This is a genomic window from Staphylococcus debuckii (genome assembly GCF_003718735.1).
In the GTDB taxonomy this organism is placed as follows: Bacteria; Bacillota; Bacilli; order Staphylococcales; family Staphylococcaceae; genus Staphylococcus; species Staphylococcus debuckii.
The window spans coordinates 672,989-689,585 of record NZ_CP033460.1; the positions used below are offsets into that span (position 1 = coordinate 672,989).

Here is a 16,597-nt window from a genome sequence, read left to right on the forward strand (position 1 = left end):
AATGAAACAAAATTTATATCACACTTCTAAAATAACGCTATTTTACTTAAAACTAAATAAGTGGAAAATGTTCTTTTGGTTAGCTGGCCTTGTTCTACTTACTCTAATCATACCGCCAGCCTTTAAAAATATTTATCCAGATAATAAAGAATTAGTACCAGTATTTGAAATGTTCAAGAGTCCAGCCATGGAAGCGATGCTAGGAAAAGCACATTTATCTAAAGTGAATCTTGCTTCAATGTTTGCTTATGAAATGCAACTGTTTACGGTCATTCTTGTAGCAATTATGAATATTTTATGGGTAGCTAAAGATACTCGAGGAGAAGAGGAAGATGGGCACTTGGAAATGATGCTTGCTTTGCCGGTTGGACGTAATGCTGTACTCGCAAGTGCTGTCATTCAACAAGCTATCCTTAATACAGTAATGGGGATAATCATAGGAATCGGTTTAACTATGATGAACATCTCGCATTTTACTGTTGAAGGCGGCTTCTTGCATGGGGCAACTCTAGCAGCTTCAGGATGGATGTTTGGAATGCTGACATTGGTAATCGCCCAGTTAGCTGTTACAAGAAGTCAAACCACAGGCATCAGTATCAGCTTATTACTCATAATGTACTTAATGAGAGCGATAGGAGATGTTTCTGTCCAAGGACTATCCAATTGGGTTCCGCTTGGCTGGATAGCGCATACCGAAGTTTATACCAATAACTATTGGTGGCCAGTTGCCGCCCTAATTGCAACGGGGCTTATTCTCTTCGTCATTGCATATGTACTAAGCGGCAGACGTGATGCCGAAGCAGGAATGTTGCCGTCATTTTCAGGACAAGCCAAGGCAGGATGGTTGTTGAAATCACTTTTAGGTATGCAACTGCGATTACAGCGCACAGGCATTATAGCGTGGGGAATTGGTATGTTCGTACTTGGTTTAGCATACGGCTCAGTATTTGGTGATTTAGATACCTTTTTCAAAGATAATCCCATACTGCAACGGATGCTGACTGGCAATGGTTCGAATTATGCCGAACAATTTGTGCCTATACTGATGGCAATTATGGGAATGATGTCCACCATCCCAGTACTGATGGCAATTTTCAAAGTACGAAAGGAAATAGCAATACAACGTGATGAACTTATACTCTCGCATCCTGTTGGTCGTACACGTTATCTCATGAGCTTTATTTGGATAGGTTTGTTGAACAGCATATTGATGATTATATTGGCTGGTCTAGGCATGTATTGTGGCGAGATTAGCAGTATGAACCATCCGATTGCCTTTGAAAAAATCATTAGCGCTAGTTTAGTCTATATCCCGGCTATCTTAGTATTTGCAGGACTTGCAGTTCTAGTAGCAGGATGGTTTGAAAAAATGAGTATACTCGTCTATCTCTATTTGGCTTATTGTTTCTTGGTCGTCTATCTAGGTCAATTGCTGGATGTGAAAAAGTGGTTGAAATCTATCACTCCATTCGGTCATGTTCCAAGACTTCCGATAGCAGATATGGAATGGTCTCCATTATTATGGATGTTGCTGCTTGCTTTTATTTTTATAGTGACAGGACTTATCGGTTTCAGACGCAGAGACATATAAGGTATTTAAGCTTTCCAAAGCTTTCTTTTTCCATCAAAGCATGGTAAATTGAGTAGGTTATTAAGCATCAGGAGGAGACAATGGAAAAAACTTCACCTAATTGTCCGAGCTGCGGTTCGGAGTATACGTATTTGGACGGCGCATTATTTGTGTGCCCGATGTGTGCGCATGAATGGACACAAGATTCAGTTGAGGAAGCGGAAGAAGCATTAAAGGTACGCGATGCTAACGGCCAGGAATTGGCTGATGGCGACACGGTTACGGTGATTAAAGATTTGAAAGTGAAAGGTGCTTCATCTGTGATTAAGCAAGGCACGAAAGTTAAAGGGATTCGTTTAGTAGATCCTGAAGATGGACATGATATTGATTGTAAGATTCCGGGCTTTGGCCAAATCGGCTTGAAGTCTATGTATGTAAAGAAGATAAAGTGAGCAGAACAGAAATAGGAGCTGAGACAATAATGTCCAAGCTCCTATTTTTTATACCATAGATTTCTTTTGCTTTTTCAAAAAGTAACTCAGAATATCGCAAGCAATACAAATAATAATTAATGCAGAGAGGGTCAAAATTTGAGGTGTGCTGTCGATAGTGATACCTAGTTTAAATTCGCCAGTACTTTGGAAATTTGCATAGAATCCAAAGGCTAAAATAGCAAGGACGCCGATGATACAAGCAATTGCAATTAAATCACAAGCTAACTTAATACGTGGATGTTTCAATTGAGTGTTAATCATTGTGCACCTCCGTATTGAATGAATTGATATCTTACACTCATTATATCATATAAAATATGAAATTATTAATAGTGTTCCACTTGGGTTGAACCACCAAATTGATTCGATATCTCAGCTATCACATGAATTAAACGAATACAAAAGATATAATGGAAGTGTAAAGAATAAGTAAGTAATAGATTAGCAGTATTCGAGATAACTTCATACAAAGGGTGAGTACAATGAAGAAATTGATACAAGAAAAGACGACAATTTTATCGGATATGTTAGATGGTTTTGTATTAGCTAATCCAGAAACTGACATCATTGCGGAGTCAGTGGTGGTAAGAAAGGATAAGAAAGAGAAAGGGATAGCGCTAGTTTCCGGAGGCGGAAGCGGTCATGAACCTGCACATGCGGGATATGTGGCGCAAGGTATGTTAGATGCGGCCGTCTGCGGTGAAATCTTCACTTCGCCTACACCTGATAAGATTCTAGAAGCCATTAAAGCAGTCGATACAGGTGACGGTGTATTATTGATTATTAAAAATTATTCCGGAGATGTCATGAACTTTGAAATGGCACAAGAGATGGCGGAAATGGAAGATATTAAAGTCGGCAAAGTTATTGTACGCGATGATATTGCGGTAGAAGACGAAGAATTGCGTCGTGGTGTAGCAGGTACCGTCTTTGTTCATAAATATGCTGGTTATTTATCAGAACAAGGGATGGATTTAGAAACGATTGTAGAAAAGGTAGAACATCTGCTCAGCGGTATGCGTACTATCGGAATGGCTTTAACACCTCCACTGGTACCTTCCACAGGACAATTAGGCTTTGATTTGGCAGGAGATGAAATTGAAGTCGGCATCGGTATCCATGGGGAACGCGGATTAAAACGCGAAATTATCAAACCAGTTGCTAAAATCGCAGAAGAATTAGTACGGACTTTACAAAAAGAAGTTTCAGCTTCTGAAGTGATTGTAATGGTCAACGGCATGGGAGGCACGCCACTTTCTGAGTTGAATATCGCGGCAAAATACATCAACAAAACGTTAGCCGATCATGACATTGCAGTGGTAGATTGGTTTGTTGGAGATTATATGACTTCCTTAGATATGCAAGGATTTTCATTAACACTCGTGCCGAATGATGCAGAAATATTTGAGGCACTTAAAGCACCCACAGCGAGTAAGTATTTTGGATAATGACACAAGGGGGAAATTGTGATGGATGGCTTAACACTGAAAAAACGATTATTAAATTTACAAGAAACTTTTGAGGAAAGAGAAGATACATTAACAGAGTTAGACCGTGAAATAGGAGACGGCGACCATGGTGTCAATATGGTAAGAGGATTCAATGCGTTGGCCGATGCACTTGAAGATGTAGAGAGCGTGCCAGATGTATTGAAGACAACTGGTATGACATTGATGTCTAAAGTAGGAGGAGCTTCTGGTCCTTTATACGGCTTTGGATTTGTCAAAATGGCTCAAGTGGCTGAAGATGAAATTACAGAAGAAAACTTACCTAAACTGCTGCAAGCATTTTCAGAAGCTGTAGCCCAGCGTGGAAAAGTGGAGCTGAACGAAAAGACAATGTATGATGTGATTGAACCTGCAAGAGAAGCGGTGGCTTCCGGGGAAACGGTAGACATCTCATATCTGCAGCAATTAGCAGATGAAACATATCATATGATGGCAACGAAAGGCCGTGCTGCTTATTATAAAGAAGCATCTCGTGAACATACTGATCCAGGTGCGCAAAGCAGTGTCTATATTTTAAATGCTCTGATTGGAGATGAATAGCCATGACCTCAATTGTTGTCGTAAGTCATAGTGAAGAAATTGCGGAAGGTATACAGAAGCTGATTGCACAAATGACAGAAGGTGTTGAAGTGATACCCGTCGGCGGCAGTGACGGCACAATCGGCACTTCATTCGAACCGATACAACAAGCTATCGAAGGATTGAAAGATGATGCCTTGTGCTTCTATGATTTAGGCTCAGCAGAAATGAACTTGGATATGGCAATTGAAATGTACGAGGGCGACTATCGCGTTGAAAAAGTTGAAGCACCGATAGTGGAAGGCAGTTTCTTGGCAAGCGTCAATATTTCGACTGGGAAAGATTTTGGAGAAGTAGTGGAAGCGGTCGAAAGCGAATTCAGATAAAAAGAAAAGATGAAGATAGGGGAGACGTACTTGCGGGAGCGAGTGCGTTTTTTTATTGGATAATTTGATGTTTATTTGCCGTTTTCAAATAAATGATTTAGAGTTATTTATAAAAATAATTTATACTTTATTAAATTAAAACGATTTATTTATGGTAAGAAAGTTAAACTTTTATTTAAAAAGTTAATATAGTATATTAATTATAAGGTTTTAGTGTTCTAGAAAGAGCTTGTTACCCTGCCAAATTAGATGGTAGTCATAACAACTAGAAATACTACAAATAATACCGTTTAACACAACGATACAATTACTATAACTTGGAGGGAACAACATGATAAAAAAAGCAATTATTCCTGCAGCAGGTTTAGGTACGCGTTTTTTACCCGCTACAAAAGCAATGCCAAAAGAAATGTTGCCGATATTAGATAAACCGACTATTCAATACATTGTGGAAGAGGCATCTGCAGCAGGTATAGAAGATGTAATTATTATTACTGGTAAACATAAAAGAGCGATAGAAGATCATTTTGATAACCAAAAAGAATTAGAAATAAATTTAGAAATCAAAGGGAAGATCGAGGAATTAAACAAGACGCAATATCCCACAAAGTTAGTTAATTTATTTTATGTTCGACAAAAAGAACAAAAAGGATTGGGAGACGCAATATTATGTGCTAAACAATTTATCGGCAATGAACCGTTTGCTGTCTTGTTAGGTGACGATATTGTTCAAGCAGATAAACCTGCTATAAAACAGTTAATGGAGCAATATGAGAAAACAGGAAAATCAATTGTAGGCGTACAGACAGTTCCAGAAAGTCAAACGCATAGATATGGAATTGTAAATCCTGATTCGCAAGAAAACAATTTATATAAAGTGAAGCAATTTGTGGAAAAACCTGAACAAGGTAAAGCACCATCGAATTTAGCTATAATGGGACGTTATGTTTTATCTCCATCTATTTTTGAATATTTGGAAAGCCAAGAACGTGGCGCCGGCGGAGAAATTCAACTAACCGATGCGATTGAACGTATGAATAATGAAGAATCTGTCTACGCGTACGACTTTGATGGCCAAAGATATGATGTAGGGGAAAAAATCGGTTTTATAAAAACGACAATTGATTTTGCATTGAATAATCCTGAAATGAAGGATGAAATTAAAGCATACATTAGAGAAAACATAGATCAATAAAAGAAGTTCTTCAAATTAGGAAAGAAGGGTTACAATTGCCGACAGAAAAGATATTAAATGAAGCTCAATACGAACTTTCTCAATTATATGATAATAAATATGAAAAGATTTTATCAAAAAATTTAGGACAAAGAATCATTGAACATTACAATAATTATAAAAATGAGGAAATAGAATCAAAAACTATTCTTTATGAGACATTTCATGGGAAAAGTCTAACAGATAATCCTTATGCTATTTTTAAAAAAATAATTCATGATGAAAAGTTTAGAGACTATCAACATATATGGGTTATTAACAATTCAGAACCATACAAAGACTATCAAAAAATTAAAAATGTTAAATTTGTAAGTGTAAATTCAGATGAGTATTTATATTACTTGGCTACTGCAAAATACTTAATCAATAATACTTCTTTTCCGCCTTACTTTTTAAAAAGAAAGGAACAAATATATTTAAACACTTGGCATGGTACACCTTTAAAAACTCTAGGAAAAGATATGAAGGGACCATTGAATCAGCTTAAAAATCTACAGAGAAACTTTATTCAAGCTGATTATATTTTATCTCCTAATGCCTTCACAACTGAAAAGTTGGCAGCTTCTCATAATTTAATAGGTATATATGAGGGAGAATTTTTAGAAACAGGATATCCTAGAATAGACTTAATTACTGAGACTAAAGAAAAAGATATCATTAAAAAATTGAAAAAGTATATTAAAGTAAATCCGAAGAAAAAATTGGTTTTATATGCACCTACATGGAGAGGGAATGTAGGGGAAGAAAAAGATATTAAAAAAGAAATCAAAGATATCATTAGAAATATGCAAAATAATTTAGGGGATAGCTACCAACTTCTTCTGAAAGTTCATCCTCTGTTATTTAAATTCTTTAAAAACGATAAGGAATTAGGAGCAATTTTCATTCCGGATTTTATAGATATGTGTGAAATACTCTCTGTAATTGATGTTCTGATAACTGATTATTCAAGTGTCTTCTTTGATTTTTATGTCAGAAATAAACCTATCATTCTATATACTTATGATAAAGAAGAATATTTAAAAGAACGTGGAACATATTTAGAATTCGAGGATTTAGGTTGCTATATTGCAAATAATCAAAAAGAATTAAATCAATTACTGCAGAACCCTTAATATCTAGAAGGTTGCGCTGTAAATGAATTTGTTGAATGGCAAGATGGCACTGCTACTGATAAAGTCATAAAAGCTTTGTTTAATGGAACACAAGATCTTGATTATGCTAAAAAAATAAGCAATAACAAAAAGAATGTACTGATCTTTATAGACGATTTTAATGAAAAAGACTTTGAGAAAAAAATTGCATTCATCAACAACATGTCTAGAGAAGGGAATAATATTATTGTCCTGACAAAAGATAAATTGAAATACGAAGAAGAGAATCAATTAAAACAACTTACAGATATAAAGTTATTCTTTAGATTTGGGAAATTAAATGTGAGTAAAGAATTGTGGATTGAATATATGCTTTTAATGGAGCAGCAAAATGTTCATTTGAATCAGAGTAAATTAGAACAAGTTTCTCTAAACGAAATCCATAGATTGCTTGGTTATATTGAGATTAATAAGATATATAATTTAAGTAGTAATAAGTTCTGGAAAAATATTTTAGGTAATTTCCCGATTGCTAGTAAATCCAAGTTTCAATACTTAGGAAAGCATGATTTGCAGATCATTGAAGAAGATGAATTTTTCTTTAATAAGAATGAAAATAGAAGATTCGAACGCTTTATCTCTTTTGAAGCGGGAGCATTAGCTATTAAGAATAACTACAAAGATATTCAATTTATTTATAGTGAAACTGAAAATGAGAATACTAATTCATCAATCATAGAGAGAGATAATAATTACTTTATTCCAACAGTATCAAATTCTATTAACACTCAGTATATTATGGTTAAACAGAATATCTTGAATGAAGATTTTGTTTTAGTAGATGCTGCAAATCAATCATTTAAAGAAATAATGGCTTTTTATTATAGATTCAACAAAAATATATCTGCTAGAGTAGCAAGACTTATTCTAATAAATGTAAGCCATGATTTGATTGATGATATTAATCAAGAGATACAAGAAAGAGACTTAGTAATGCCCGTACTTAAAGAAGAAGGAGACTTGTATTACCTTGCTCATAAATCAAAATTTTATTTTGTTTTAGAGGATTTAAAAGATGCATTTTATAAAATAGCTAGTGCGCTTCAAAATGATATCGATGTAAAAGTCTGTGACGAAAGTTATATCAATAAAACATTGAAGCTAGATATGGAATGCATTAATAATTGGGAAGCCTTTTTACCGCTTTTTAAGAAATATGATTTATTATCTTCTAGCAACAAAGAAAAAAGATCTGATGAAAGAGTGGAGATATTAAATGTCTAAGTTAAGCTCATTAAAGAAGATTATGCTTAAACAGAAACAAGAATTAGAAAAGCCTGTAATTAAATACAAAAGAGAAAAAAACTTTAAAAATGCTATTGATTTCACCAACTTTTTTAACCATAAGCCTTTAAAGAAAAATCAAATAGTGGTAGCCATTGAGACATTGCCGACTCAACAAGAATTAATCCTTATAAAGAGTTTGAAGCAAAAGTATCCACACAAAAAAGTCTATATTGCTATCAAAAATTTAGATGAGATAGACGAAATACCTGATGAGTATAAAGAGTACAACTTTATAGAATTTGATGATGCAGCATTTCTAAAATTGTTAGTAACAAGTAAGTATATTATTTCGTATACAATATTACCCACTTACTTTATCAGAGATAACAGACAAATTTTAATTCAAACTTCTGATGATTTCTCAGGAAAAATCGTTGAGAATAACCAATTTGATAAAAGAAAAATTCGTATTCAACATTCATTATTCCAAGCTTCACACTTATTATTCAAAACAGAAAACGAAGTAGAAAAATACACTTCGTTATTTAATCTCAATGGCATATTTGAAGGTCATATATATAGCAATGCCAATTTTTATGTTAAACAAGAAAACAATAAAAGATATCCAAGCTTTATCTTATTAAATAATATCTACTCTACTTCGCAACTCAGCGAGATATTAAGTAAAGCAGACGAAGTACTTTCTGATTATTATATTGTCGCTCATCCAGATGTGTATGAGTATTATTCAGAAATTGATGAATTAAATTATCTATTGGTCTCTCAAAGTATTGAAAATGAAGCATTAAATTTCAATGAAGCAGATATTATGTCTGATAAAGAAACAGATCTTATTGGAAAAGAAAATATCTACTATCAAATTGACGAAGAGGACGAGCTCTATTTTACGCATACAGAGCAGCGCCCGTGTCAATTAAATTTCAATATCATATTTAATATTATAGATGGTAAAGAAAAAGATTATTTTAAAATAAATAATGGTAAACAAAATATCATTATGTACTGCGGAGGTTTTCAGCCAAACGGTATTACTTCTTCTGCAATCAATTTATCGTACTCTATTGATTATGAAAAGTATAATTTGATAGTTATAGATAAAGGCCAAGTAAATAGTGTAATGGAATATAATATGGAGAGAATTAATCCTAGAGCAAATTTAGTATTTAGAATTGGTCAAAGTAATACTACTTTTAATGAATATCGTAAAAATCAATTTATTACTCAAAGAAGAGGTTATAGAGGATTTTTAGGAACAGAAGATTTTAAAAACTTCTATAATAGAGAACTCAGTAGAATGTTAGGGGATATTCATCTAGACATAGCAGTAGACTTTAGCGGTTATGTACCATTTTGGACAGCTATGTTTGCTTTTGCAAATATAGATAAAAAAGTAATTTATCAACACAATGATTTGCTAGCTGAAACAAAGAAAAAGATAAAGGGACAATATAAGCATAAATACATCTTGCCAAGAGTATTTTCGCTATATCAATTTTACGACAAAATCCTTTCAGTTTCTGAACCGCTTAAAGAAATTAATGCGAAAAATTTAAAGAAGTATGCTCATTATCATCAGTTCGACTTTGTAAATAATATTATTAATTTTGATGATATATTAGCAAAATTGAGTAACCAAAACAGAGAACTTATCACATCAAATGAAACTGAAGATATTTATCTGTTAAAAGAAATGAAGGACGTTTCAATCGTCGAAATTGAAGATAAAAAAGACGAAGGAATTAAATTAGTAACGATTGGCCGTTTGTCGCCTGAAAAAGACCATAGCAAGTTATTTCACGCTATTAAAAAATTTAAAGATAATAATCCAAAGATAAATATACAATTGGAAGTTTTAGGATCAGGAGTATTATATTCTGAATTGCAAGCACTCATTTTGGAATTAGGATTACAAAAAAGCGTTCATTTATTAGGACAAGTCAATAACCCTTATCAATATTTAGAACGTTGCGACTGTTTCATTCTTTCTTCAAATCACGAAGGGCAACCAATGGTGTTATTAGAAGCGCTTTCTATCGGCAAACCTATTATAGCAACTGATATTACAGGAAATAGAGGTGTACTAGAAGGTACACATGGTTTGCTAGTCGAAAATTCAATAGATGGGCTAGTCGAAGGATTAGAGAAGTTTGCTCATCATCAAGTACAGGATAATTACGAATTTAATATCAATGAGTATAATGAAGCTGCAATTCAAATGTTTTACAACAAAATCAGTGATTAATTATTAAAATAAAGCTTAGGGGAATCATTTTATGAAAAAATTAGTGCCTATTGTATTTTTACACAACATCAAGAAAGTCAACGGGGGACTTCATAAAGCAGCGTACCACCGAATTAATACGTTAGCTAAAGTTTATAAAAGAGCGATTATTTTCACATACGGGTTTGATCCTGAATTTCAAGAACTATGTAAATATCACAAAGAAGTTGGTAATATAGCCAAAAATGTAGAAATATATAATTTATATGAGAACAATAATGCAGATTCTTCTACACAAAAATATGAGAAAAATCCTAATTATACTTATTTTGCTGATGCTAAAGAAAAAAATACTTATAGAGTTTTTGATGAAAAGGGAAGATATCATTACTATTTAAGATTACATGAGAATGGTACGGCTAATTTCAAAGATGTTTTTACCACACCTTGGAAGCGTTATTTAAAAGAAATTTATGGTCAAAATGGAAAAGTAAGAAAAGCAATTTATATGGATGATAGAAACAAACCATCATTCAATGTTTTATATTCAAACGAAGGCAAACCAGTGGTATCATCATCTTTGCACAAAGATAACTTCAGACCAGTAAATTATTTCTGTCATTTAAATGAGCAACAATATTTTGATGAGGCGACTATGGGAGTAGCTGTACTTAAAGAGTTTATAAGAGATATACCTCATCCATTATTATTTATTGAAAAAAGAGATCACGTAAAACCGTTTAATATAATAAAAGGTCCAAACATCAAAAAGATTTATATACTGCATAATAATCATTTAGATGCACCATTTACTGATATTCACAAATTTTCTCCTTCAGCAGATGATTTATTTGAAAGTATAGATAATGATGAAATCGATAAATTAGTAGTATTAACTAAAGAGCAACAAGAAGATATTAACAAAATCAAACACATTGAAGACAAAATAAAGGTGATTTCACATCATCAACCTAAATTAACGAAGTTCATGGAAAAACTACCTGAGAATAAAGCTCCATTAATTATTTCATTAGCTAGATATCATAATGCTAAAAACTTACCTGAAGCAATTGATATTGTGAAAGAGGTTGTCAAAAAAATTCCTAATGTAAAATATGAAATTTATGGTTACGGGCCAGATAAAGAAAAGCTGCAAAAACAAATTAAAGAATTAGGTTTAGAGAAAAATATCTTTTTAAAAGGACATGTTACAGATACTATCGAAAGATTAAAAAAATCCAAAGTATATTTATCCACTTCAAATTATGAAGGATTCGGGTTGTCTTTAATGGAATCTTTGGCTTGCGGTGTACCAGCTGTTACTTATAATACTAAATACGGTCCAGCCGAAATCATCAGAGACAATAAGGATGGTTTTGTAATCGATAAATTAAGCAGTGATAGAATTAAGCAAGCTGCAGAAAAAGTAATTCAAATATTGCAGATGCCGGAAAACGAATACAAAAAAATGCAGAAAAATGCGTTAGAAATTACAAAACGTCAACATGAGAGAAAGATAAACAAACTATGGTTAGAATTGTTAGATGAATTAAGCTGAAAATAAAAAAATATATTTTGAACACAAGGATTGAAGAGATGTAGAAATCACTTCAATCCTTTTTTACCTCAAAATATGAAATTTACTAAGTAAATGTTATAATTTTGTAAATACGATAGACATAAATTAAACTATTATTGTTTTATGAGATATGTTTGCGTGAAAATAATTACATATATACAGATAAATAGTCTGGAATAAGTAATTAATTGAAGGGAACAATCAATATGATATATACAATCACTTCTACTTTGCCGAAGTTCCATGCAGGGAGAACTAAAGCACTTTTGAAGCGGATAGATTTTATTCAAGATAAATTAAAAAGAAAGCAAACAATTCTTACGACTAATTATGACCCGAATTATCGAGATGTTTATCAATCGTTTGAAGAAAGAGGATTATTGAAAAGTAATATTCCAATCATTAATCTTTATGAATGGTTGTCGGATTATAATGTTTATAACATTCGTAAAACTAAATTTAAGAAACAAAAAATTTATAAACCACAGCCGATTAGAATTTCCAATTATGAAGCGAGAGAAGACGAAAAACGGAATGCCATAAGATATTATGATAAAGATACTGGCAAATATTTAATGTACCGCCAATTCTTCCCGGAATCTGACATCATTAAATTTGAAGATTATTTTGTAGATGGTGTGAGACATAAAATTGAACGTCATGAATTTAATATGTATGGTTACTTGCATAGAATCAGTAATTTTTCGCGTAAGCTAAATAAGAAAATCGAAGACCAATTTTATGATTTAAATGGCAATCTTTATTGTCGGAGATTCTTTGATGAAGATGAAAATAATCGTATTAAATCTATATTAGTCTATAAAAATGGTTGCGTAGAAAAAGGTTTCAGCAATGAAAAAGATTTGTTTACTTATTTCTTTAATCATATTTTTGAAGACGGTGACACTGTCTTTGATGATGCAAGATTATTAGATAAATCATTATTGAATTGCAATAAAAAAGTGAAGCCGATTATGGTTTTACATAATACACATTTGGAGGGCAATGAGATTAAAGGTTCATATCGAACAGCATTACTTAATTCGGATAAAGTATTTAAATATATTGTTCTTACAAATCATCAAAAAGAAGATATCCAAAGCGAACTCGATATTCCTGATGATAAGTTTGCTGTTATTCCACATTTTATAGAGAAATCTAAAGCAGCGAAAAGTGTGAAGAAAGATCGCTTTGTTTATATGGGACGCTTTGCACCTGAAAAACAAATTCCGCATATTATTGAGGCTTATAAAATTTTCAAAGATAAAGGTTACGCTACCAAATTAGTATTATTTGGAGCAGGCATCGGAGAGGAACGCCAGACTATCGAGAAATTGATTCAAGACTATCATCTCGAGAACGATGTAACTATCGAAGATTTCACTGAGAATCCTTTAGAAGCGTTCAGAGAATCAAAGGCTTCCTTGCTGACAAGCCGACGCGAAGGCTTCGGACTTACTGTAATGGAAAGTATAAATGAAGGCTGTCCGGTGATTGCTTACGATGTGAAATATGGGCCAAGAGAAATTATTGAAAATGGAAAAAATGGCTATATTGTGGAAGCAGATAATATTCAAGGTATTGCTGATGCGATGACCTCGATAATTGAGCATCCACTTCAACCTGTTAAAACTAAAAAGACTTTAACAGAAAAAGCTGCTATAAAAAACTTTAAACAACTCTTTAAAGAAATAGACAATTCAAAAGAGTAGATTATCATTTTAGACTGATACACAAATTAAGGGAGCCGGAATAAAATATTATTTCACTCCCGTTTCTTCCCAAATGATATAAAAGAGATAATACTAGAGGAGATAATATTATGAATGACTTAACTATTGTTATTACATATTACAACTCAGAAGAATATATCACAGAATGTATCAATAGTCTTAAAAAGCAAAGAAATCAAAATTTTAATATCGTTATCGTAAATGATGGGTCTGAAGATAATTCAGAAGCTTTACTTGATCAAGCTTTGCAAGATTATAATAACGACATTAAAATTATTAATTTAAAAGAAAATCACGGTCATGCCTATGCAAGAAATGTAGGGATAGAGCAAGTGGAAACACCTTACTTCATGTTTTTAGATGCCGATGATCAGCTTGCTTCTTATGCCGTCAATTTCTATTTGAAAAAATTAAATGGTTTAGATGGCTTAGTAGCACCTATTTATAAATTTACACTGAAGCAACCGCAATTTATCGATCGCAATAAAGTGAAAGTTGAATATCTCACAGGGAAAAAGAACCCCAATTCTTTTTTAAGAAAAAATACAGCTTGTAATATTATCTTTAAAACCAGTATCGTTAAAGCACATGATATTCAATTCGATGAGTCATTACATACTTATATTGACCGTTCGTTTTTAATTGATTATGTGCGTTATGTTAATCGTTTTGTAAGAATTTTTAACTTCCCATTTTATTATAGGGGTGAAGTTTATCATCCGTTTGAATCAGAAACTCTGTCTGAACAAGATTTCGATAATCTGTTTGAAGAATATGTGGAAAGCTATTTTAAACAACTAGAGCAGACAGATAATAAGCGAATTCGAGATTTCTTAAATCATAAGATGATTGCGAAGATTAAAAGAGATTTTGATCCAACAAGACGAGATATTGAACAAAGATATGACAGACATCAACAAACACTTAAGAAATTAGCAAAACACTTGAAATGGGCAATGTTAAAAGAAGGTTCTGGTTTGTTCAAAACAGAAATGGCTCTGTTGATGTTCAACCAATCCGATAAGGCATTCTCCTTAAATAAAGGGCGGGCTGCCGTGAGACATCTCAAAAACATCGCTACTAATTCAAAAAGGAAAAATCGCTCAATTTACGAGTTAAAAGATAAACCTGAAAATGTTTCTGATACAACTATTCTATTTGAAACTTTCGGTGGCAAAAATTATAGTGACAGCCCTAAATATATTTATGAATATATGATGAAACAGTACCCTGAATACCATTATATCTGGGTGTTTAACGAGCCTGAAAAACATAGTGTTCCTGGAAATGCTGTGAAAGTTAAAAGAGGTTCATCAGAATATTATAAAGCTTATTCAGATGCGCATTATTGGGTGACGAATGCTAGAACGCCGCTATATTTGCATAAGAAAGAGAATCAAACTTATATCCAGACTTGGCATGGTACACCATTAAAACGTCTGGCAAATGATATGAAAGTTGTGAGAATGCCTGGTACGACGACACCTAATTATAAACGTAACTTCCATGAAGAAACTTCCAGATGGGATTATTTGATTTCTCCTAACCGTTATTCTACAGAAATCTTTGAATCAGCCTTCTGGATGAATAGAGAACGTATTTTAGAAATAGGTTATCCTAGAAATGATGTGTTAGTAAATCGCGCCGATGATACTGAATTTAAGAATACAATCAGAGAAGGACTCAATATTCCTGAAGACAAAAAAGTGATATTATATGCGCCGACTTGGAGAGACGATGAGTTTATCAAAAAAGGCCAATACCTCTTTGATTTGCGTATTAACTTAGAGAATTTACAGAAAAAGTTAGGCGATGAATATGTGATTCTCTTACGTATGCATTATCTCATAGCCAATGCATTGGATCTCAGCGGATATGAAGAATTTGCTGTAGATGTTTCGAACTACAATGATATTTCAGAGCTTTACTTAATTTCAGATGCATTAATCACCGATTATTCATCTGTAATGTTTGATTATGGTATCTTAAAACGTCCGCAATTCTTCTTTGCTTATGACATTGATAAATATGACAAAGGTTTGCGCGGATTTTATATGGATTATATGAATGATTTGCCTGGGCCAATTTATACAGATCCATTTAAATTAGCAGATGGACTGAAGCAAATGGATCAAATTTCCCAAGCATATTCTACCAACATCAATGCATTTTATGAGCGCTTCTGTTCTCTTGAGAAAGGTACAGCTTCTGAATACATCGGAGAAATGATTCATAAAGACATTGAAAATAAATAATTAAAGGAAAGCGAGAATTTAAGAATGAAACGTGTAATTACTTATGGAACTTATGATTTACTACATTATGGACATATTGAACTATTACGTAGAGCAAGAGAAATGGGCGATTATTTAATCGTGGCACTATCTAGCGACGAGTTTAATAGAATAAAAAATAAAAAATCCTATTACAGCTATGACCAACGCAAAATGATGTTAGAATCTATTCGTTATGTAGACTTAGTAATCCCTGAAGACGATTGGGGACAAAAAACGAAAGATGTTGATAGATACGAAGTCGATACTTTTGTGATGGGACATGACTGGGAAGGTGAATTCGACTTCTTAAAGGATCAATGCGAAGTGATTTATCTTAAACGTACAGAAGGAATCTCGACTACTCAAATCAAAAAAGAACTATACGGAAAGGAAAATTAAGCAGGAGCTGAGGCAAATATTGTCTCAGCTTCTCTATTTTTTAATCTTTTCTTTTGAAGCTTTACACAATCATTGTTGCTCATTACACTGCTGTGCGTTAAACTGTATAAGAATGCTAAGATTCAGAGAATTTTAGGGGTAAAAGTAACTGAGATAAATAAAATGTTATTTTATCAGTATGGCAGTGAACAATTGGGGCAAGTTGAATGAAAAGCGACTGGGGATAGCGCAACTCATATAATCGATACAACCGTATATCGTTATTATATATGTTGC

14 protein-coding genes are annotated in these 16,597 nt (G+C 33.0%); 13 read left to right on the top strand and 1 reads right to left on the bottom strand.

The features are described from left to right. Position 1 precedes the first annotated feature (1 nt). Entirely contained in the window at positions 2–1,591 is a 1,590-nt protein-coding gene (locus CNQ82_RS02955; protein WP_123144018.1) for an ABC transporter permease, read from the top strand. Positions 1,592–1,671: 80 nt separating this feature from the next. Beyond that, the gene (locus CNQ82_RS02960) at positions 1,672–2,022 is read left to right on the top strand and encodes a zinc ribbon domain-containing protein YjdM (protein WP_123144019.1); all 351 of its coding nucleotides are present in this window, start codon (positions 1,672–1,674) and stop codon (positions 2,020–2,022) included. 48 nt (positions 2,023–2,070) lie between these two features. Here the strand turns inward: CNQ82_RS02960 and CNQ82_RS02965 are convergent, their stop codons facing one another. Beyond that, complete coding sequence (locus CNQ82_RS02965) at positions 2,071–2,325, bottom strand: hypothetical protein (protein ID WP_123144020.1); 255 nt, start codon at positions 2,323–2,325, stop codon at positions 2,071–2,073. A gap of 221 nt (positions 2,326–2,546) precedes the next feature. Between CNQ82_RS02965 and dhaK the strand changes: the two genes are divergently transcribed. The 11 genes from dhaK (at position 2,547) to tagD (ending at position 16,321) form a co-directional block, all read left to right on the top strand. Then, on the top strand, positions 2,547–3,512 hold the full coding sequence (gene dhaK / locus CNQ82_RS02970; protein ID WP_123144021.1) for a dihydroxyacetone kinase subunit DhaK: 966 nt from the start codon (positions 2,547–2,549) through the stop codon (positions 3,510–3,512). Between the two features lie 21 nt (positions 3,513–3,533). Then, a complete protein-coding gene (gene dhaL / locus CNQ82_RS02975) occupies positions 3,534–4,112 on the top strand; it encodes a dihydroxyacetone kinase subunit DhaL (RefSeq protein ID WP_123144022.1) in 579 nt (192 codons plus the stop codon). A gap of 2 nt (positions 4,113–4,114) precedes the next feature. Next, the gene (gene dhaM / locus CNQ82_RS02980) at positions 4,115–4,477 is read left to right on the top strand and encodes a dihydroxyacetone kinase phosphoryl donor subunit DhaM (protein ID WP_123144023.1); all 363 of its coding nucleotides are present in this window, start codon (positions 4,115–4,117) and stop codon (positions 4,475–4,477) included. 331 nt (positions 4,478–4,808) lie between these two features. Then, positions 4,809–5,672 carry a UTP--glucose-1-phosphate uridylyltransferase GalU gene (gene galU, locus CNQ82_RS02985; protein ID WP_123144024.1) on the top strand — a complete coding sequence of 288 codons (864 nt, stop codon included), beginning with the start codon at positions 4,809–4,811 and terminating at the stop codon, positions 5,670–5,672. Between the two features lie 35 nt (positions 5,673–5,707). Beyond that, a complete protein-coding gene (locus CNQ82_RS02990) occupies positions 5,708–6,826 on the top strand; it encodes a CDP-glycerol glycerophosphotransferase family protein (protein ID WP_164711935.1) in 1,119 nt (372 codons plus the stop codon). A gap of 75 nt (positions 6,827–6,901) precedes the next feature. Then, positions 6,902–8,089 (top strand): hypothetical protein, encoded by a 1,188-nt coding sequence (locus tag CNQ82_RS02995; RefSeq protein WP_123144026.1) that lies wholly within the window; start codon positions 6,902–6,904, stop codon positions 8,087–8,089. Then, entirely contained in the window at positions 8,082–10,355 is a 2,274-nt protein-coding gene (locus CNQ82_RS03000) for a glycosyltransferase (protein ID WP_123144027.1), read from the top strand. The genes CNQ82_RS02995 and CNQ82_RS03000 overlap by 8 nt, the downstream gene beginning before the upstream one ends. A gap of 31 nt (positions 10,356–10,386) precedes the next feature. After that, positions 10,387–11,892: a glycosyltransferase gene (locus tag CNQ82_RS03005; RefSeq protein WP_123144028.1), complete on the top strand. Its 1,506-nt coding sequence runs from the start codon at positions 10,387–10,389 to the stop codon at positions 11,890–11,892. 227 nt (positions 11,893–12,119) lie between these two features. Next, positions 12,120–13,625: a glycosyltransferase gene (locus tag CNQ82_RS03010; protein WP_123144029.1), complete on the top strand. Its 1,506-nt coding sequence runs from the start codon at positions 12,120–12,122 to the stop codon at positions 13,623–13,625. Positions 13,626–13,735: 110 nt separating this feature from the next. Further along, on the top strand, positions 13,736–15,901 hold the full coding sequence (locus tag CNQ82_RS03015) for a bifunctional glycosyltransferase/CDP-glycerol:glycerophosphate glycerophosphotransferase (RefSeq protein ID WP_123144030.1): 2,166 nt from the start codon (positions 13,736–13,738) through the stop codon (positions 15,899–15,901). 24 nt (positions 15,902–15,925) lie between these two features. Continuing rightward, positions 15,926–16,321, top strand: coding sequence for a glycerol-3-phosphate cytidylyltransferase (gene tagD, locus CNQ82_RS03020; protein WP_123144031.1), 396 nt, complete (start codon positions 15,926–15,928; stop codon positions 16,319–16,321). Positions 16,322–16,597 lie beyond the last annotated feature (276 nt).